The 18789-nt window shown below is 40.3% G+C and carries 18 protein-coding genes; 10 read left to right on the forward strand and 8 right to left on the reverse strand.

The window, feature by feature from the left end:
- Positions 1-381: 381 nt before the first annotated feature.
- Both AAW12_RS02755 and AAW12_RS02760 read right to left on the reverse strand, forming a co-directional pair.
- Positions 382-1596 carry an outer membrane beta-barrel protein gene (locus AAW12_RS02755; protein ID WP_046672086.1) on the reverse strand — a complete coding sequence of 405 codons (1215 nt, stop codon included), beginning with the start codon at positions 1594-1596 and terminating at the stop codon, positions 382-384.
- Positions 1593-2171 (reverse strand): RNA polymerase sigma factor, encoded by a 579-nt coding sequence (locus tag AAW12_RS02760; RefSeq protein WP_053003506.1) that lies wholly within the window; start codon positions 2169-2171, stop codon positions 1593-1595. The genes AAW12_RS02755 and AAW12_RS02760 overlap by 4 nt, the downstream gene beginning before the upstream one ends.
- Positions 2172-2333: 162 nt before the next feature.
- Here AAW12_RS02760 and AAW12_RS02765 point away from each other — a divergent pair, with 162 nt between their 5' ends.
- From AAW12_RS02765 to AAW12_RS02780, 4 genes are read left to right on the forward strand one after another with little or no spacing between them, the layout of a single operon-like run.
- A complete protein-coding gene (locus tag AAW12_RS02765) occupies positions 2334-3191 on the forward strand; it encodes a hypothetical protein (protein WP_046672087.1) in 858 nt (285 codons plus the stop codon).
- Between the two features lie 22 nt (positions 3192-3213).
- Positions 3214-3621, forward strand: a complete 408-nt coding sequence (locus AAW12_RS02770) for a c-type cytochrome (RefSeq protein WP_046672088.1) — start codon at positions 3214-3216, stop codon at positions 3619-3621.
- Positions 3622-3631: 10 nt separating this feature from the next.
- The gene (locus AAW12_RS02775; protein WP_046672089.1) at positions 3632-4183 is read left to right on the forward strand and encodes a YceI family protein; all 552 of its coding nucleotides are present in this window, start codon (positions 3632-3634) and stop codon (positions 4181-4183) included.
- A 16-nt stretch (positions 4184-4199) separates the two neighbouring features.
- The gene (locus AAW12_RS02780; RefSeq protein ID WP_046672090.1) at positions 4200-5129 is read left to right on the forward strand and encodes a DUF5777 family beta-barrel protein; all 930 of its coding nucleotides are present in this window, start codon (positions 4200-4202) and stop codon (positions 5127-5129) included.
- 139 nt (positions 5130-5268) lie between these two features.
- Here AAW12_RS02780 and AAW12_RS02785 read toward each other — a convergent pair whose 3' ends face one another.
- Together AAW12_RS02785 and AAW12_RS02790 are read right to left on the reverse strand one after the other, a co-directional pair.
- On the reverse strand, positions 5269-5454 hold the full coding sequence (locus tag AAW12_RS02785; RefSeq protein WP_046672091.1) for a CsbD family protein: 186 nt from the start codon (positions 5452-5454) through the stop codon (positions 5269-5271).
- 128 nt (positions 5455-5582) lie between these two features.
- Positions 5583-5978 carry a hypothetical protein gene (locus AAW12_RS02790; protein WP_046672092.1) on the reverse strand — a complete coding sequence of 132 codons (396 nt, stop codon included), beginning with the start codon at positions 5976-5978 and terminating at the stop codon, positions 5583-5585.
- Positions 5979-6279: 301 nt separating this feature from the next.
- Between AAW12_RS02790 and AAW12_RS02795 the strand changes: the two genes are divergently transcribed.
- The 4 genes from AAW12_RS02795 to AAW12_RS02810 are packed head-to-tail and all read left to right on the forward strand — an operon-like array spanning position 6280 to position 12770.
- Entirely contained in the window at positions 6280-6810 is a 531-nt protein-coding gene (locus tag AAW12_RS02795; protein WP_046672093.1) for a sigma-70 family RNA polymerase sigma factor, read from the forward strand.
- 42 nt (positions 6811-6852) lie between these two features.
- Positions 6853-7878 carry a FecR family protein gene (locus AAW12_RS02800; protein ID WP_046672094.1) on the forward strand — a complete coding sequence of 342 codons (1026 nt, stop codon included), beginning with the start codon at positions 6853-6855 and terminating at the stop codon, positions 7876-7878.
- A 25-nt stretch (positions 7879-7903) separates the two neighbouring features.
- Positions 7904-11260: a SusC/RagA family TonB-linked outer membrane protein gene (locus tag AAW12_RS02805; protein ID WP_046672108.1), complete on the forward strand. Its 3357-nt coding sequence runs from the start codon at positions 7904-7906 to the stop codon at positions 11258-11260.
- Positions 11261-11270: 10 nt separating this feature from the next.
- Entirely contained in the window at positions 11271-12770 is a 1500-nt protein-coding gene (locus tag AAW12_RS02810) for a SusD/RagB family nutrient-binding outer membrane lipoprotein (protein ID WP_046672095.1), read from the forward strand.
- Positions 12771-12936: 166 nt separating this feature from the next.
- Here AAW12_RS02810 and AAW12_RS02815 read toward each other — a convergent pair whose 3' ends face one another.
- From AAW12_RS02815 to AAW12_RS02830, 4 genes are all read right to left on the reverse strand, one after another.
- Positions 12937-13722: a hypothetical protein gene (locus tag AAW12_RS02815; RefSeq protein ID WP_046672096.1), complete on the reverse strand. Its 786-nt coding sequence runs from the start codon at positions 13720-13722 to the stop codon at positions 12937-12939.
- Positions 13723-13873: 151 nt separating this feature from the next.
- Positions 13874-14680 (reverse strand): helix-turn-helix domain-containing protein, encoded by an 807-nt coding sequence (locus tag AAW12_RS02820; RefSeq protein WP_046672097.1) that lies wholly within the window; start codon positions 14678-14680, stop codon positions 13874-13876.
- Positions 14681-14833: 153 nt separating this feature from the next.
- Positions 14834-15724, reverse strand: coding sequence for a DUF6694 family lipoprotein (locus tag AAW12_RS02825; RefSeq protein WP_046672098.1), 891 nt, complete (start codon positions 15722-15724; stop codon positions 14834-14836).
- 614 nt (positions 15725-16338) lie between these two features.
- Positions 16339-16641, reverse strand: coding sequence for a hypothetical protein (locus AAW12_RS02830; RefSeq protein ID WP_046672099.1), 303 nt, complete (start codon positions 16639-16641; stop codon positions 16339-16341).
- A 303-nt stretch (positions 16642-16944) separates the two neighbouring features.
- Between AAW12_RS02830 and AAW12_RS02835 the strand changes: the two genes are divergently transcribed.
- The gene (locus AAW12_RS02835) at positions 16945-17532 is read left to right on the forward strand and encodes an RNA polymerase sigma factor (protein ID WP_046672100.1); all 588 of its coding nucleotides are present in this window, start codon (positions 16945-16947) and stop codon (positions 17530-17532) included.
- Between the two features lie 57 nt (positions 17533-17589).
- A complete protein-coding gene (locus AAW12_RS02840) occupies positions 17590-18693 on the forward strand; it encodes a FecR family protein (RefSeq protein WP_084823057.1) in 1104 nt (367 codons plus the stop codon).
- Positions 18694-18789 lie beyond the last annotated feature (96 nt).

Here is an 18789-nt window from a genome sequence, read left to right on the forward strand (position 1 = left end):
TCAAAATGCATAAGAACATAAGATCAATTTTATTAGCTCCGTGCCAAATAGTATACCAGTTGGGCCAAAAATTCATTTATGCCTCCTGCGGCCCCAATATGGCCGATTTAAGATCTGCTTCAAAAAATGAAATGTACGTATGCGAACAGTTATTAACCGAATTGTTCACATACGTACAGCACCTTAAGATGTAATAGAAGTTTAATTTTAGATGCATTTTGAAGTGAATGACGATATACAGTAAAAAAGAAACATACTTATTTGCCTGATCAGAAAGATCAGGTACCAATTTTTTTCGGGGGGGGGACAAACAGGCTAGTAAAACGTACAAGCTCGCTAAACATAGGTTTAACTTGTCATCTTTGATGGAATATATCCGAACTACAAACTCATTCCCAAGGTAAACGCGACGCCTTTAGATTCCAGATCCACATTTCCGTAGCCTATCCCTGTCAATGGCATTTTTACAAAAGGTTTTACACCGATGTTAATTTTATCGTTGATTTTCTTCTCAATGGAGATCGAAAAATCGGCAACACCAAAGATATGCTGGTTCTCTCCATTCACTTCATAGACGGCACTTTTCTGAGATCCACCGTAGCTACCTCCGCTCTCATAATCAAACGTGTATTTTTCCTTTAGCATAAAATAGCTTGAAAGTCCCGCACTGACATTAAACTTCACTTTTTTACTTTTCAATACCGTATAACTCGCTGTGAGTGGTACATCAAGAACATCACATACAGCGCTCACATTGCTCGGCAATTGGGTCATCTCTGGCGGATTTGATGGCGTATAAAATTTATAAGCTGCTTTATAATTCTTTTTAGCATAGGTCGCTCCCACAGACACACGCAATCCTTTTGTCAAAGGATAGGAATAGGCCAAACCGATGTTCTCACTAAGGGAGGATTCGCCAGCCCCTCGCACGCTTGTTAGATCTGGCCCTGCCAAGAAACTAACAACCGACCGCTCTCTTTCCTGTGCCATGGATGCTGGACTTTCTTTAGGCTGATAGATTGTAGCCAGACGTTCCCCTAGCCCTTCGACGGGTTCTTCTTTTAAGTTGAAACGAGGCAATCTCCGCGTGTTATATTCCATGTGTGGAATCGTAAATGCGGTATTCAGCCTTCCGTCTTGTATCCCTATTGTATTTTTATCCGCTATCTTACTCAAAAGCATATCCTGCAGTATAATAGCTTCATTTGGTAGCTGTAGCACACTATTGGTGCGTTTGATTGGTTGAAATGGAATCCACCTTTGATCCCGTTTGGTTTCGTCTGGTGAATAGTCCTTAGGTTGAACAGTTTTGTTCTCCGGAATCTCCTTTTCCGGCGAAATACCGGCTGTATTTATTTCACCTGGTAAATTATTGGTTTTAAATAACGCGCTATTCCAAACAAAAAAGATCGTTAAAACTGCTGCAAGTGTAGCTGCCAAGCTCGTTAAGACGACGATCTTTCGTCTCTTTACACGCCTTTCATTGTCCAATCGCGATTCTATATCTTGCCAATGTGATTCATCAATGTCAAAGTTAGCACTACTTAAGCCTTCCTTAAATAGCTCATCAATCTTGTTCTTATCCTTTTCCATCATCTTTTCTCTTCCGTTTTACCAAATTTTACCCCTTGTACTTCCACCATCTCAGCCAGTCTACCACGTGCTTTATGCAGATTAGATTTTGATGTTCCAATGGCAATTCCCAGCATGCCACTAATTTCTTCGTGTCCATAACCATCGATGGCATAGAGATTGAACACTGTCCTGTAGGCAGGTGGAAGCTGCTGTACCATCGCCAATAAATCTTCATAGTTTAACTTTTGACTGATGCTATCATCTTCAACAATGGTATGCTCATACATGGATACATCTACTAAGACGCCCTGTTTAATCTTTGCCCGATAAAAATCAATTGCAGTATTTGTCATGATTTTTTTGATCCATATGGAAAAAGGCTTCTGAAAATCATATTTGTTGATATTTTTAAAAACCTTGAAAAAGCCCTCATTTAAAATACTGATAGCATCTTCCCTGTTATTAGCGTAGCGCAGACATATCCCTAAAGACATAGCGTAGTAGATGGTGTAAAGATCTTTCTGGGCCCTGCGGTCCTCATCAATACATCCTTTAATAATATGGATAGATTTTTCGTCAACTTCTGTTATCGCCACTCGATATTGCTTCTTTCTTTTGATAAATATAGTATTAAGTCTAATACGAATGGATAATCCGAAAGGTTGCCTCCAAAAAATATATTTTTTCAAGCCAATTTTAAAGCAACCTTTTCTCCTGCCTGACCGTAATATCAATACATTATTTTAAAACATACCATTATGAAATCAAACCAAAAACAAGTCAAATTAACTTTTATAGGTGGCCTATTGACCTTAGCGATGTTTTCTGGATGTTCAAAGAGCGATAGTGAGCCTGGCAATGTCGAACATAAAAACAAGGGTTTGCAATTGTCTGCCCATGCCCAATTCGGCACCATTCTGACCGATGCTGACGGCAAAACACTCTATTTCTTTTCGAATGATACAAAAGGAACTTCGACCTGCAGCGGCAACTGTTTAGCAACCTGGCCAGTTTATTATAGCAGCGAAACAAGCACAGACCTGAAAATTGACAAAAGCCTGCTCGGTGAAATAACACGCGAAGATGGCTCCAAACAAAGTACATTTAAAGGCTGGCCACTTTACTACTATGCAGGCGATAGTCAATCTGGTCAGGTGAAAGGAGATGCTGTCAATAAAATATGGTACGTGGCCAAACCCGATTATTTACTCATGGTTGCCAATGCGCAACTTATCGGACACGATACTAAAAACTATTTGGGCGACTATACCGAAGGAACCGGAAAAACAATTTACCTAACCGATGATAAGGGCAGAACGTTGTATGCCTTTAAACCCGACAAATTCAACAAAAACAATTATACTGCTGCAGATTTCAGTAATGATGCGATCTGGCCTATCTTTCAAAAAGAGACTGGAGCTCTGCCTTCGCTTGTTCGTACGGCTGACATCGCTGTCATTACCGTCTATGGAAAGAAACAATTAACGTTCAAAGGATGGCCCTTATATTACTTCGGCCAGGATATACAGCGTGGAGATAATAAAGGGATAAGTTTCCCACGCGTTGGCGTTTGGCCAATCGTAAACGACAACTCTGCCGTGGCCCCTGCTAACTAAACCAAACTAACTATTCAAACTTATGGCACAAAATCTAAAAACGGTAAATCCTTGCCTCAGAGCAGATCGTTACTTAGTCATTTTATTCTTTACCTTAACGGTTCTCTCCTTCTCCGCCTGTACCAAAAAGCAGGCGCAAGAACTTACGAACAATCCGGATAACGGCACTGAAACTGTGACGGTCCAAAATGTGTCCTACACAAATTTTTCTAAAGCACTCTTTGAAACGAAATGTAGTTCGTGCCACGCGACAGGACGTTCGGCAAGTGGACGATGGACGTTCAGTGGTTATATCTCCGTCAAAGACAATATTGCAAAGATTAATAATGCGGTACTGGTGACCAAATCCATGCCACTAGGCAGCTCACTCTCCGCAAAAGAAATAGAACTGCTGGATGCATGGATCAAAAGGAATTCACCTGAAAACTAATGTTAGGCATATGAAAAAAATCAACATGTACATAGCGCTCTTCATGATGCTCATCGCTATGACAACCTTTGCGCAGCAAAAGGCTTCTTTTGTTTCAAAAGAGACCAGCATCACCTTTTTTAGTAATGCGCCATTGGAAGACATCGAAGCCAAAAGTACCTTAGGCGCTTCAGCGATGAACCTTCAAACCGGAGATATCATCTTTCGGGTAAAAAATACATCTTTTCAATTTGACAAAAAGCTCATGCAGGAGCATTTCAATGAAAATTACATGGAAAGTGATCAATACCCCCTATCAGAATTTAAAGGCAAAGTCGACAACGCGGACAAATTAACAAAAGATGGCAGCTATACGCTGAACGTAAGAGGCACACTTCTGATCCATGGGGTTGCTAAACCTTACAGTACAAAGGCAACATTTACTGTTACAGATGGCACGATAAAGGCGGCAGCAAATTTTCAGGTCAGACTTGCGGATCATAAAATTTCTATTCCTTCCATCGTTGGAAAAAAAATCGCTGAAGTAGTCAAAATCACCGTTGATGCGACCTACAAACCATAATACGAATTCATTACAAATGAGAAAAATACTACTTATACTCCTGTGCTTTCCTTTCGCAAAGTCATTTGCGCAGGAAGATCTCGATAAATTAATCCATATCGATGCACCCAAAAATGAAAAAGTCACGGCGACCTTTAAATCCGGCAATTTGATCAATCTCAAGACCACAGAAACAATTCATCGTAATGAAATGGACTTTAGAGTAGATCACCGCTTTGGCAATATCGCGGGCAGCGCGGGTGGAGGTAAAAATTTCTTTGGCCTCGATAATTCGACCGACATCCGAATAGGTTTTGATTATGGTTTATTCGATAACCTGAACATTGGAATCGCCCGCGCGAAGGGCGCAACGGCTGTTCGGCAGCTATTTGAGGGTAATGTGAAATACCGATTTATCGAACAAACCGTCGACAATAGCATACCTGTTTCCGTAGCTTTTTTTGGAAGCACTACCCTATCCGCGATGGAAGCTAGTACGGATAAGTCTTCAGCAGCAAGCTTTGAGAACTTCAATGACCGATTGGGTTATGTAACGCAGCTCATCATCGCCCGAAAATTCAGTTCAGATCTTTCGCTCGTTGTAGTTCCTTCTTATCTTCACCGAAATTACACGGCTTTTAATGATCAGAATGATGTATTCGCTATCGGTATCGGTGGGCGGGCTAAGGTTAGTAATCGAATTGCGCTAGTCGCAGACTATACATTGCCTTTCCGAAAAGCATCGAACAAGAAGTACCGTGAAGAAGTGAGTGGTCAACGTTACTATAATGCTTTGGGTGTCGGTCTAGAAATGGATACCGGAGGCCATATCTTCCATCTCAATTTTACCAATGCGACCGCAATACAAGAATCTCAGTTTATCAGCGAAACAAATAGCTCATGGGGCAAAGGGCAATTTCGCTGGGGATTTAGCATCGCGCGACGATTCAATTTTAACAAAAAATAAAAGGTATTGCGCTGTTGGGGATTTGTAACGAAAATAATCCGTCCAAGGCAATAGGGATTCAACAGGTATCATTGGACAAATTAAATTAAAAAAGCGGATAACAATACTGTTATCCGCTTTTTATCACACAATGCTAAACCTACAAATCGTTCAACCACTTATTTACCTCATCTTGTGTTTTACCGGTCTTCTTTTGAAGTTTACCTACCAATTCGTCTTCTTTGCCCTCAGCATACAATAGATCATCGTCGGTAAGGTCTGCATATTGTTGTTTTACCTTACCTTTGATTTCGTTCCAACGGCCTTTCCATGTTAATTCGCTCATAATTATTTTCGTTTTATTGTTTGTTAATAGAACAGTATCGCTCCGCAAATCGTTTAGAAAATAATGTTATAAAATGTTAAATTCACAACATTCACCTGGAAAACAGGCGATTTCTATTTTTCGCAGGACTATTTCCGGTTACAATTGGCCGTCCATGCCTTGCCGTCTTTTGTATAACCAATTGTCAATTTACCGGCATCAATACGGATAAATCCCGTCCCTGCTGAGCCGATATTAACTAAGACGTTATCCTTTTTTTCAAAATCTACTCCATTGAGATTAGGAATGCCATTTCCAAAAGCAAAATTATAGGTATCGCCAACTTTTGTTACAGTAACCGTTCCTTCTGCCGAGGCAACATCGTTATCGTTGTTGTTCATGTCGTCAAAGCCAATAGTGCCTTCATATTTTCCAACAAAAAGATCGTTATCAGCTGGATCATCATCTTTGCTACATGATGTAAAGCCTACTAATACTGTTAAAATAAGCATACCTAGTCCCAGTGTTTGAATTAATTTTTTCATACGTCGATGTGTTAATGTGAATAATTTATGTATTACAGCAGGGTAAAATTCAAACTTTGTGCCAGTCCAAATACAAGATTCGAAACATACGTATCAAAACGCCCAAGAAGAGGTATAAATACAGTCTAAGGGTATTAATACATCCGACCAAAACGCAATGCCCAATTGAGAGTCTATAACCGTACATCGAGCATCATTCAGAGAACAAATCTCACTCATCAAGAACGGAGGCAAAATATTTTTTAAAAAACTTGGAGCGAAAGCGCATTATCGCTAAATTCATTTATTCCAAGCCTACACTATGGAAATCAATTATGCGTTTATTGTCCGAAGATTTGAGGAATACTTTGACCTATGGAGTTCCAAAGTATACCAATATGCGCTCAACAAAACCAAATCTTCTTATCTAGCCGAAGAAACTGTGCAGCGTGTATTTATCAAACTCTGGAAAAATATGCGTGACAAAAATATTGATTCCAGCATAGAATCCCAGATTTTCTGTATCACCCGAACAGTAGTGATTGATTTGGTCAAAGCAGAGTATAATCGAAAGAAACTTTTGGATCACGATCAGACAGTTGTCTTGCGGCATAGTCCTCATGATGATTTTTATGCCAAACAACTTTCATCCACACTTCATGAAATTGTCGATAAATTACCAAAGAAACGCAGGGAGATCTTTATGCTAAGCCGGTTTTCCAATCTTTCGCACCAAGAAATTGCTAAAAAGCTAGCCATATCGACGAAAACCGTAGAAAACCAGCTAACGCTAGCACTAAAAACCATTCGCAAGGCTTTATTGTTCAGTATACTGGTGCAAATTATTTTTTAATTTCTTTGGGGGCTACCTCATTTTCGATCGTAATCTTATTAGATGAAGATTACAAAAGAATTGATCGACAATTACCTAAGCGGTAAAGCCAATGCGGAAGAAATTGCGGCCATAGAAAACGCGCTAGCTAATAACGAGTTTTATTGGGAGGATCTTATGCCAGAGACGGAATGGCAAGAATATGAGGTGGATTCGGATTTTAAAAACCAAAAAGAAATAAAAGCGCATATTTTCAAACAAATAGGGCAAAAAAACAAGGATCGATTTAACTGGTTAAAATATGCTGCCATTATTATCTTCATTGGAATCGGAGCTTGGCTGGGGTTAAATCAGGTCTATTTACCTAAACATAACACCACACATCGCAGCATCAATAAAGTCCATGCAGCACCGCAGGAGGAACCAAGTAATTTATATTACATCAATTCAGGTAATACCATTCAACAAATTGCAGTACCAGACGGATCTACGATCGAACTATACCCCAATTCTGAGGTAAAATTCAGTTCAGATTTCACACGGATTAGCTCGCGAGAAATTCTATTAAAAGGCAAAGCCAAATTTACTGTGGCAAAGGATAAGACCAGGCCCTTCCGAGTTCATTCGGCAGGTTTGACAACAACGGCACTTGGCACCGTTTTCAGCGTCGACGAAGAGGGTACCGCGATTACGAAGATAAAACTATATGAAGGTCGTATTGAAGTCAAAAGCGATACGAGTTACCGAAATGAACAATCCTTAAATCTGCAGTTTTTACCCAATGAGGAAATCAGCATTGACCGGAAACAGCAACAGATTATTGCTGAGACCCGAATCAATGCTTCTCAATCCAGTAAACGGGGATCTTATCTAAAAACATCGGAACAATTGATCTTTAAAAACCTCCCCTTACAAGATGTGCTTCATATCATCAGCCATAATTATGCAGTGCGGCTGAGTTTTGACCTCAAAGATATTCAAGATAAATATTATAGTGGAACGTATAAAAATACAGCATCAGCCTACATCAGCATGTTGACTGATATCCAAGCACTTCATAGCATAACCATCCATGTACAAACCGAATAAAATTCACTTAATTAACCCACAAATTATGCACAATTATTTACCTTCCAAGCATAGTATCCTGACTATGCTACTGTTGAGATCCAACATTAGAGCCGACGTAAACTGGGCACTGCGTCTTGGACTCATGGGGCTTTTGTCAACAAGCTATCTTCTTGCTGACGCCCAACAAAATGCCTCTATTAATGGAGTAATCAAAGATGAAACCGGGAAGCCCATTCCTTCGGCAACGGTTACCTTACGTAACGCAATAAGCGGATTAAAAAAAACAACGACAAGCAGACCTGATGGGACTTTTTCGCTCGATCAGGTTCCAGCCGGACAGGGCTACCAGATCAGCGTATCATCCATCGGTTTTAAGACCAGAGAACTTTCGGATTATACCATTACCGACAGAGACAAACTGGCCATCAACATCAGTTTGGAATCGAGTGCGCAGAATCTACAGGAAGTTGTCGTTACAGCACTTGGTATCAAACGTGAAAAAAAAGCGCTCGGATATACGGTTGCTGAACTCAAAGGCGACGAGCTGACACAGGGTAAGGAAACGAATGTGGCCAATGCCCTGTCAGGAAAAGTTGCTGGTGTACAGGTGAGCCGCGCGGCGTCTGGTGCTGGAGGTTCATCCAAAGTCGTCATCCGAGGCAACAACTCTCTTATTGGTAATAGCCAGCCGCTCTATGTGGTTGACGGTGTGCCGATAGACAATCAAAATATTTCGTCCCCAAATCAGTCGGGGGGAACCGATTATGGTGACGGAATCGGAAACATCAATCCCGAAGACATCGAAACCATGTCGGTATTGAAAGGCCCAAACGCTGCAGCCCTCTATGGTCAGCGAGGAAGTAACGGCGTTATCTTGATCACAACTAAATCTGGGAAAGCTGGTAAGACTCGTTTTAGCTATGGTACAGATTTTTCATTGGGCAATGGGCTGGTCTTACCGGATTTTCAAAATGTCTATGGACAAGGATTGAACGGAACATTTACACATTTCAGAAAAGATGACGGCACCATTGTTTCCATGAGTGAAGCGCTGAAAAATGGTTACAGTGGTATGCCTAAAATGAGTGCCGGACGTGACCGTACGACACGGGCAAGCTGGGGCGCAAAAATGGAAGGCCAGACTTATGAAGATGCTTATGGCAACATCTTACAGTTAACACCAAAACCAGATACCTACTCGTCGTTTTTTCAAACAGAGAAACAGTTTGTCAACAACCTAAGTATCGATGGCGGAACCGACAAAGTAAACTACCGTTTTTCATTTGCCAATACAGATGTAAAGGGTTATATCCCAACCAATACGCTGAAGAGAAACAATTTCGGTCTGCGCACGCAAGCCAAAATAACCGATAAATTTCATATCGACATTAAGGCGAACTATATTGCACAAAAGGGACAAAACCGACCTACGTTGGCCGATGCGGCAGACAATCCTGCCTACCTATTTATCAGCCAGCCGCGAAGCCTGGGAAACGACATCATGGCACAGTATAAATGGACCGCGCAGGAGATCAGCAGACAGCTTGGATTTTCGGGATTGACGGAAGGATTGGAGAAAACATATGCCACCAATAGTTCCACAGCCAACCCCTTTTGGACCATTCATGAAAACCACAATGAAGATCGTCGGGACCGCATCATAGGGTTACTCCGTCTGAGTTACGACTTTGCTCCTTGGCTTAAGGTCACAGCGACCGGGGGTACGGACTTCTATACCGATCAACGGTTTCGTTACCGTCCAATAAACACCTACCAAAGCTTGAACCGAAAGGGTGATATTCGCGAAGAGGTCATCAGAGCCCGCGAAGACAATTTTGACGTCCTCGCTAGCTCCAACTTCAAATTGACCGATGACATTAAACTCAGTGCCAACTTAGGGGCCAGCCATCAAAGCCGGTATTTGCGTATGACAGGAAATTCAGGTAATCAATTTATTGTTCCGAATCTCTTTGTAATCAATAACACCACGACAAATAGTTACATTTTTGACCTAATCGAGTCCAAGATTAATTCGGCTTATCTATCGGGTCAATTCAGTTACAAAGACTATTGGTTTGTGGATTTCTCCGCCCGTAACGACTGGTCTTCGACTCTTTCAAAGGAAAATAATTCGTTCTTTTATCCTTCTGTAAGCTCCAGCTTGGTCTTATCGGATGCTTTCAAATGGCAGTCTGAAGCCCTGTCATTTGCAAAAATAAGGGCCTCTTGGGCACAAGCTGGGAGTTCAGGAAACCCCTATCAGCTGACAGGAGCCTATAGTCTCAACCAGTACACCCACGGTGGTGTACCGATGGCTTCGTATACAGAAATTATTCCTGATCCGAATTTGAAAAACGAGTTGACCACATCGATCGAAGCTGGGGCAGATCTGCGATTTCTGAAAAACAGACTTTCATTCTCTTTTACCTACTATGAGGCCAAGACAAAGAATCAGATTTTGGATGTACCCATTGCCCCTTCTAGTCTCTATGTGAAAAACAGGATCAACGCTGGAGAAATTAGCAACAGAGGTATTGAATTTGTCTTGGGCGCAACACCGATCAAAACTGAATCGGGCTTTGAATGGAATACCACCTTCAATTACAACCGCAACCGGAATAAAGTAGAATCACTCTATCCAGGGGTAGAAAGCTTCTTGCTTGCTACAGACCGCGGCATAAATGTTGTTGCGGAAGTTGGAAAACCATATGGCCAGCTCATTGGGACACAGTTTGCCTGGATCAAAGATGAGCAGGGAAATAGATTGATCGATCCTACGACTGGGCTGCCTTTGCGCACAGCTGGGCGTGTAGAAACCGATCTTGGCAATGCGCAACCCGACTGGCTGGGAGGTTTTGCCAATACCTTTAAATATAAAGGTTTCAATCTATATGCGCTTGTCGACATCCGCCAGGGCGGCGTGATCTTCTCCCAATCGAACCGTGAACAAATCATTTACGGGACTTCTAAAAAGACCTTAGAAGGCCGTGATGGCAGCTACATTGCTGAGGGGATCGTGGGACAAAAAGATGGATCAGGCAATTGGACAAGCACAGGAACAAAAAATAGTAAGCAGGTCGCCGCACAAGATTATTGGAACATGGTTGCGAGCGACAAAGAGGTCATGGTATCCGAAGAAATGATCAATGATATGAGCTATATTGCCATGCGCGAAATCAGTCTTTCGTATTCTTTCCCGAAGAAACTGATGCCGCATAAACTCGTCAGCTCGCTAAAATTGGGCGTGTATGGACGTAACCTTTTTTACTTTCAACGGAAAACGGATGGATTTTCACCAGAAGCTTCTGCTTTCAACGTAAACAATAGCTCCATCGGTATAGAATCAACGTCCCTTCCAATGATGCGCACATTCGGTATTAACCTCACTGTTGGCCTGTAAACCTATTATCATGAAAAAGAAACTATTTAAAAATACATTCATCGTCGGACTTATTTCTGTGGCTGGACTAGGTTCCTGTACCAAAGATTTCGAACGAATCAACACGCCCCCAACATCTGTCACCACTGTAGATCCTTCCTTACTGATAGCCCGCGTTCTACGTGATGGTACTTTTCAGGAGTCTGGAGAACTACCCAACAACAAGTTCGGCTCTTGGATCCAACATTGGGCGGGGGGGCCGGTAGTACCTGTATCTCGATATTTTGAAGGCCCCGAAAATCTTATTTGGTCACAGCATTACACCTTGCTCCGCAATATCGTTCAGATTAAACAAGAATTGAGCGGTAAGGAAGACAATGCAGAAGGCAGGAGCAAACTGGCTATTGCCGAACTTTATGAGGCCTATCTCTATCAACGCCTTACAGACTTGTTTGGGGATATCCCCTACTCCGAGATCACAAAATCCAATAAGGAAATTAACCGCACACCCAAATTTGACAAGCAAGAAGATATCTATCCGGCACTCATTCAAAAAGTCGATGCAGCTATAGCAAGGCTTACGAGCGGAGACCTGTCTTACGGCTCCTCAGATTTCTTTTACAAAGGCAGCATTGATAAATGGAAAAAATTTGGCAATTCACTCAAACTAAAGCTAGGCATGCGCATGCGCTATGCCAACCCCGCTTTAGCGCAGAAAACGGTTACCGAAGCCATGACCTCCACAGTAGGTCTATTCAGCAGCAACAGTGACAACGCGGCTGTGCCGACTTACAACGATGCTCAAGCTGAAAACCAAAACCCTATCCTGCGTCAAATGACAACAGGAAGTGCCGATCTACGTTATCTTGCCAATACATTAGTCGATAAACTAAAAGAATACAACGACCCTAGGCTTCCACTACTTGCCGAACCAGTCAATGTCAATGGTACGGCAACCTATCAGGGCATTGGAGTCTCGCTGACCGATAATCAACTATCCCAATTGATTCGAGCCAATTATTCAACAGCGAATAAATCAACTTGGTTTAGTCTTAGCTTTGCTCCAATTCCGAGTTATGCTTTTACTTATTCGGATATCTGTTTCTACAAAGCCGAAGCGGCTCTATTAGGCTGGGGAGCTACAAGTGCCAATGCCCAAACATTCTTTACAGAAGGGGTGAAAGCTGCGTTGGCGCTTCCGCCCTACAATATGGCGGCAATTCCAACTTCCTACGAACCTATATTAAGTTTAAACAGTCTGACTGACGAACAGAAGATGGAGAAAATAGCGACACAAAAGTGGATTCACCTATTTGGCCGGGACATGGAAGCCTTTGCCGAATGGCGACGTACAGGATATCCTCGATTAACCCCCGGTCCTAACCCAGGTTCCACCAACGGACAAATACCGCGTAGAGCTATTTATTCCAGTGAAGAGGCTGAGTTAAACGCAGCAAATTTAAAAGAGGCTGCAGCACGTATGACAAATGGTGACTCTTTCCTATCCAAAGTCTGGTGGGACAAAAAGTAACTGCACTTTTTTAGCCGAGATTATAGACAGAAGAAGCTGTTCACAATCATTCAAAGAAGTGCTAATAAGTAGGGCCCTGATACTAGTATCAGGGCCCTACTTATTTCTTCTCATCTCCAATTCGCATGTTGTCAGGCCTTACTAATAAAATATAAGTCAAACGATACTATCGGATCCTCTTAAATATTTCCGTTTTATTGTGCTGTATAATTTTCAACTCATTACCGCTGATGGAAAATTTTCCGGAGTAATAAATTAAGCTGTCTTTACCCAAGTCATCATTCCCCTTTGGAGGGTAAAACAACAGTGAGTCCGCTGAAACACGATAAGATCCGTCAGTTGCATTTTTTACCGAACAAGGTAATTTTGACTGAAAATGCCGGGCTGCCTCAAAATATAGTCTTTCCTTCGTAATCGCATGTTCCCAGGCTCCATACAATTCATCTTTCGCGAGGTACTTGTTTTTCAATACCGCTAATAATGTAACAATTCCAATCGCTGCCAATGGAATATAGATGAATTTAATTTTACTGACTTTATTGAACCAATTAGGTCTATCTGCATCGGTAAATAAAGGGGCGCTGTCAATAAAAAAGGCATAAAAAGCTTTATAATCTGATAAAAGCACGAAAACAGCCATTAAGGTAAGAACGGTTGCCATACCTTTTGCACCTTGAATGTCAAAGGCAAAATCCATCAATAAAATATTAACGATAAAGGTCAGAAAAAGGATCACACCGATTCTGGCAGTTTTGCGAAAAAAGAGCAATAGCGCGCTGATAAGCTGCGCAACAGCAATTGCATTGCCGTACCATTTGGAATAGCCAAAATAATACCATGTCAATTCGAATCCTGAAAGCGCTGAAAGCGGTTTATCAAACACGCTGGGTTGCGAGGTAAATTGTGTTTCCAGGAGCTTAGCGGCAGCGTACGAAATGATTACAGTTGCCATAAAATACCGGCAAAATGTATACAGATAAAGATGTAGTGTCTTCCAATTCATGTTGTGGGAATACGAGGTTAAATTAAAGTGAAAACAGATGATGCACATCTGATCATCAAATTTATGGTTTTAGAAAAGAGTAAAATTGTAAAAATGGAAACTACTCTACAATTAGCCAAACATTTTCTTTATTCACATCAACATCTTTAAAAAAGCTATTCGGGTTTAAAGCTGTAAATGTCTTGAAGTCCTTAATATAATGCGATTGATCGTAAAACCCTGTATTTAGCAAAAGTGAAAATCGCTTGGATTTATGTTGCATTTTCAAGGCCTGTCTAAAACGATGTATTTTTTTGTATTCAGAGGGGGATTTACCTAAATTCCGCAAAAATAATCTGTTGATATACTGTCGGGAGAAATGATACTTCTTAGCTAATTGATCGACCGTAAGTTCGTTTTCGAGATCTGCCAGCATTTGTCTAAAGCTAGTAAAATCTTTATTCACTTTGAGTTTAGACAATAAGTAAGACTCTAGTTCAATAATTTGAGACGTTCTATCCAAAGAAAAGAGTGTCCTCATTTTATCATTAAATCCATCCAAAAAATTTATATCAATCTGTGTTTTCCTTATAAAGAGCTTTGCAGGATCTTCAACAAAATGATTGATGCCTAAGGGATGAAAATAAATAGTTAATTCATCAACAAGTTCCTTATAAAAAATCTGCATCGGTTTGGTATACCTAGAGACAACGCAAGTCATAATATTATTTGTTTCAGAAGAACTTATCGTGACGAGGTCCCCTTTATCTTCCACCTCAAACTGCTGATTCACCGTTAAAATACAGTAGTTATTTGGAAAAGTCCAATACTTAATAGGCCCACTATCTTGATTTTTAGAAATGAAATAATATCCTTTAATGTATTTTCTTAATGTTTCGTTAATCGGCTTATAAAAGTCTAATTTCATGCTTTTAAAATGGTACTTTCTTCAAAAATAAAACTGTAAATTCATGTCCCTTTTTTTATTCAGGGACATTTTTACGAAAATAGGATCGACAAATGTATTAAACGGGAAATTGGGCAGCGATTTGAAAAAAAGATTTTACGTACTATACTCAAATTACGTCAATTCCAAATCGTCAAGGCTAATTTTCTCTTTCTTTAGTTCAGTAATTTCCTTTTCTAATTTTTTTAAGTTTTCATCAATCAATGCTATACTACCTTCAGGAAGAACTGTCTCCCGGTCATTCGATTTGATCGATTGCGTCGTCACAACTAATTCCAGATCGTAATCTGTCAGATTGATTCCTTTGACGGGATAGCGAGGAAAGCTCCAGAGTTTAGGATAATCTTTTTTTTGCTGATTGAAGACTATCGTATTGACACGAAACTCACCTGGTTGGAGTACACTGTCAGATTCGCCAAAAACAGCCTGCTCATTACTGATAATAGTTTGTGAAGAACGTTTTTTCAGCACATACGAAAAGCCCTGACTTCCTTTTAGCGGCTTTTTACCCATATACTTCATAGTCACTATAATTCTGGGAACAGGTTCGCCAAAGAAATCTTCGAGTCCCAGTTCAATAGGTTCCAACTGAAAAACAGCCAGCTCTTTCTTTATCTGTTCAAATTCAGTTTTATGTTTTTGTAGACTATCGATCTCATTTTGAAGATGAGCTATTTTCCTTTCCTGTTGTTTTTGAAGGATGTCATCGGCCAGGTCCAATACTGCACCGTAAGATTTTCCATCGATCATACCCAACGAAATACGATTTATTGATTCCTCATTATATTTTTGAGGTTCGTTCATTTTGAGCCACATCGCTTCGGATAGTGCCACTCGCAAGGCCTTTTCCAAGTTCGCTTTTTCTTTGTCATTCAGCTTTGCTTCTACCTTTTTGCGGGAACTATCAAAGGACGACTCGTCCTTTCCACTTAGTCTTTCGCTACAAGAGCTTATAGATAATGTCAAGAATAGTCCGATCAGTGCGATTTTTATGCATTGTTTCATTTTAAATAGTTTTAGTATACAATATATCGGCTAAGCTTGCATAAAGCTAATGCTTAGGTAACGCTGTTCTTAAATCAGTTGAACGTTCTCTTACTACTTACTCCTTAATATCGTTCAAGCAGAACATAAGAACGCAGAATTTAACATTCAGTTTTTTTATGAGCTGATAAAAATATACAAAAAACGTTATCTTAAAAATTAATTCAACACAAAAAGCTACATTTCACAAGGTAGCAACCAACTGACACTTTCCAACTGTCGCTATTGGTAACAGCCCGCTGACTCAGCAATAATTTGTACTAGGGATTTTGGTCTAACACCTTAGAACAATCGGAAAATAAATGAATTCGAAAGGTGAAATTTTATTTCCTCCTGAGTAAAAGATGCAATTTATCGTAATCTTCCCAATCACCGAAACCTGCGAAATTTGGTTTTTCGCTCCATGAAACCATAGCTTTACAATCAAAACAGATCTTAGCGATCCCCATGCATTGCTTATTTTTATAGAACACAAGGATATCTCGAAATTCATAAATACAAGAGGTGTCGACATGATCTGTTCTTGTTTTTAAGAAAAATAGTGAGTCGACAGTACTATAGAGAGATTGATTCAGTCAGCCTCTAACATATCCTATATTCTTCAAATGAGATAAAAGGGAAAGATCCAACTTATCATCTTCCAATATTGATAACAAAAGACGCTCTTTCTCAGATTTATTCTTTTTGTCCTCCAATTCACCTATTTTAAATAAATCAATATCCATAAAATAATACTCCAGTGAATCAAAATTAGATGATATCGGGACCGAGGACTCTTTTTCCCGCTGTTCTATGGTACTTCCACTATTTATGCAACCTTGCAGATAAATGGCACTGAAAAGTAGACATCCAACGGTAAAACATATTATTCTTTTCATAACTAACAATTTACAGGCTTTTGAGTGGTTTAGCTATTTCCAAAATTATCAATTTCATTTTATAATCTAATAATACACATATCGGTATAGAACTGAAATAAACGTTTTTTCTATTCAAGTTATTGGAAAGCGTTAGGAGAAAGCAATAAAAAGCTATCGCAAATATTGACTAGTAGAGAATCATATTAGTCTGTAAATGGGCATTCTTGAAAAACATCAAATATTACGCAATCGTGTGCATGCAAACAAAAGCTGAATAGATTTGCTCAACTATGCATTGTTTACTAATATTGTCCATTGATCATGTACAATAAGCAAAAAATAGAAGAAAGGGATCTGCTGCAAGAGCTAAAGAATGGGAACTCTCTTGCCTTTCAGAAGCTCTATAACACTTATTTTGCCTTATTATATCTTCACGCAACCAATAAGTTGCAAGATCGCGAAGCCGCTAAGGATATTGTCCATGACTTATTTGCTTCGATTTGGCAAAACAGGTATACGTTGGCTATCCAGGGAGAAATATCTGCCTACCTCCACAGTGCCATACGCTACCGTGTAATAGATCACATCGCCAAAGAACAATCAAAAACTAAGTATTTGGCCTCATTACCTCCTATTACAACACATCATACTGGAGGTACAGACCATTCCCTAAGGGAGAAATTGCTTCAGGAACAAATAGATCGTGTGCTTAATAAGCTTTCCCCACGCGTAAGAGAGGTCTTCGAACTGAGTAGGGAGCACTATCTCAGTCACAAGGATATCGCAAAAAAGCTTAATCTATCAGAACATAGCGTTCGCAGTTATATGAAAGAGGCCCTACGTCTGCTTCGCAGTAAATTAGGAAGCCTGCTTTGGGTAAGCTTACTGTTTTTTTGTAAAATTTTCTAATCGCCCCCCCTCTCCCCCCTTCTCATCCGTCATATAGAAGTAACCAACTATATTATCATGATGAACCAAGAGCATGGAAATGGCCCGTCCTTACTTAAGAAATATGTAGAAGGGAAATGTACAACACAAGAACAAGCGCTTGTTGAAGAATGGTATCTTAATCTAGGTGAAGACCAAATTCCATCTGACAAGGAGCTAATTTCGGATGTAATCGAACTACAAAAAAGATTAAAGGGAATCTCTAAAGAGCAGCCTTATAATAATAAAGGGTACATTATAGCAATTGCTGCAATTCTCCTCGCTTTTTTTACAATTGGAACAATACTATATCTACAACGGAATAATAATCAAGAAAGCAAACATGAATTGTTTGTTGATGACATTGCGCCAGGCAAAAACAAAGCGTTATTATCAATAGATGGACAACCAGCAATTGCTCTAGACGGAAAAAATAGCAGCATTATCTCAAAAGAAGGCTCATTGGGATACAATAATGGAACGACGATCGTTGAAACGGAGAATGTAAAAACAATCCGGCTTTCAACACCGGCTGCCGGTCAATTTGAAGTCGTGCTGCCTGATGGTACCAAAGCATGGTTGAATGCCTTATCTTCTATCACTTATCCAGCGGCCTTTATTGGTAAAGAAAGACAAATCCAGCTGACAGGTGAAGTCTACCTGGAAGTTACCAAAAATATACACAAACCATTTGTCATACAAACAGTACAACAGCGTATTGAAGTGCTGGGGACAAGTTTCAACGTCAATACCTATAATGACAATGGCCGTTCATACACGACCCTTGTCAGTGGCAGTCTGCGCATTACGGACACAAAGACAAAACATCAGGCCCTCTTAAGTCCGGGGCAACAGGCAGTTGTCAATGGAAAAGATGTTATTGAAATAACAACCAGCGGTATTGAAGATAGTTATGCATGGAAGGACGGTCTTTATGTACTGCATGAGGAGCCTTTGAGCCAATATGCACGCAAGATCGAACGTTGGTATGATGTTGAAGTCGACATGGGCCCCTATGGCGATCGTAAGTTTTCAGCCATTATCCCAAGGGACGCCAAATTATCTGAAGTGTTGCAGGCTATTGAGTTGAAGTCAAACGTAAAATTCACACGAGAAGGAAGGAGGATTGTAGCTATGCGATAACCTGACAAGAAAAGCTTTTTCATCGACATTCGAGAAGAGATCCGAAACCAATTATTGTGTTAGTTCCTCAGAAACCTGGAACGAAAACCTATAACC

This window comes from Sphingobacterium sp. Ag1, from assembly GCF_000988325.1.
GTDB lineage: Bacteria > Bacteroidota > Bacteroidia > Sphingobacteriales > Sphingobacteriaceae > Sphingobacterium.

Bases quoted from the DNA above. Each gene is read 5' to 3' on its own strand.
- AAW12_RS02755 (WP_046672086.1), bottom strand. From the start codon at position 1,596: ATGATGGAAAAGGATAAGAACAAGATTGATGAGCTATTTAAGGAAGGC.
- AAW12_RS02765 (WP_046672087.1), top strand. From the start codon at position 2,334: ATGAAATCAAACCAAAAACAAGTCAAATTAACTTTTATAGGTGGCCTA.
- AAW12_RS02770 (WP_046672088.1), top strand. From the start codon at position 3,214: ATGGCACAAAATCTAAAAACGGTAAATCCTTGCCTCAGAGCAGATCGT.
- AAW12_RS02775 (WP_046672089.1), top strand. From the start codon at position 3,632: ATGAAAAAAATCAACATGTACATAGCGCTCTTCATGATGCTCATCGCT.
- AAW12_RS02780 (WP_046672090.1), top strand. From the start codon at position 4,200: ATGAGAAAAATACTACTTATACTCCTGTGCTTTCCTTTCGCAAAGTCA.
- AAW12_RS02785 (WP_046672091.1), bottom strand. From the start codon at position 5,454: ATGAGCGAATTAACATGGAAAGGCCGTTGGAACGAAATCAAAGGTAAG.
- AAW12_RS02790 (WP_046672092.1), bottom strand. From the start codon at position 5,978: ATGAAAAAATTAATTCAAACACTGGGACTAGGTATGCTTATTTTAACA.
- AAW12_RS02795 (WP_046672093.1), top strand. From the start codon at position 6,280: ATGGAAATCAATTATGCGTTTATTGTCCGAAGATTTGAGGAATACTTT.
- AAW12_RS02800 (WP_046672094.1), top strand. From the start codon at position 6,853: ATGAAGATTACAAAAGAATTGATCGACAATTACCTAAGCGGTAAAGCC.
- AAW12_RS02805 (WP_046672108.1), top strand. From the start codon at position 7,904: ATGCACAATTATTTACCTTCCAAGCATAGTATCCTGACTATGCTACTG.
- AAW12_RS02810 (WP_046672095.1), top strand. From the start codon at position 11,271: ATGAAAAAGAAACTATTTAAAAATACATTCATCGTCGGACTTATTTCT.
- AAW12_RS02815 (WP_046672096.1), bottom strand. From the start codon at position 13,722: ATGGCAACTGTAATCATTTCGTACGCTGCCGCTAAGCTCCTGGAAACA.
- AAW12_RS02820 (WP_046672097.1), bottom strand. From the start codon at position 14,680: ATGAAATTAGACTTTTATAAGCCGATTAACGAAACATTAAGAAAATAC.
- AAW12_RS02825 (WP_046672098.1), bottom strand. From the start codon at position 15,724: ATGAAACAATGCATAAAAATCGCACTGATCGGACTATTCTTGACATTA.
- AAW12_RS02830 (WP_046672099.1), bottom strand. From the start codon at position 16,641: ATGAAAAGAATAATATGTTTTACCGTTGGATGTCTACTTTTCAGTGCC.
- AAW12_RS02835 (WP_046672100.1), top strand. From the start codon at position 16,945: ATGTACAATAAGCAAAAAATAGAAGAAAGGGATCTGCTGCAAGAGCTA.
- AAW12_RS02840 (WP_084823057.1), top strand. From the start codon at position 17,590: ATGATGAACCAAGAGCATGGAAATGGCCCGTCCTTACTTAAGAAATAT.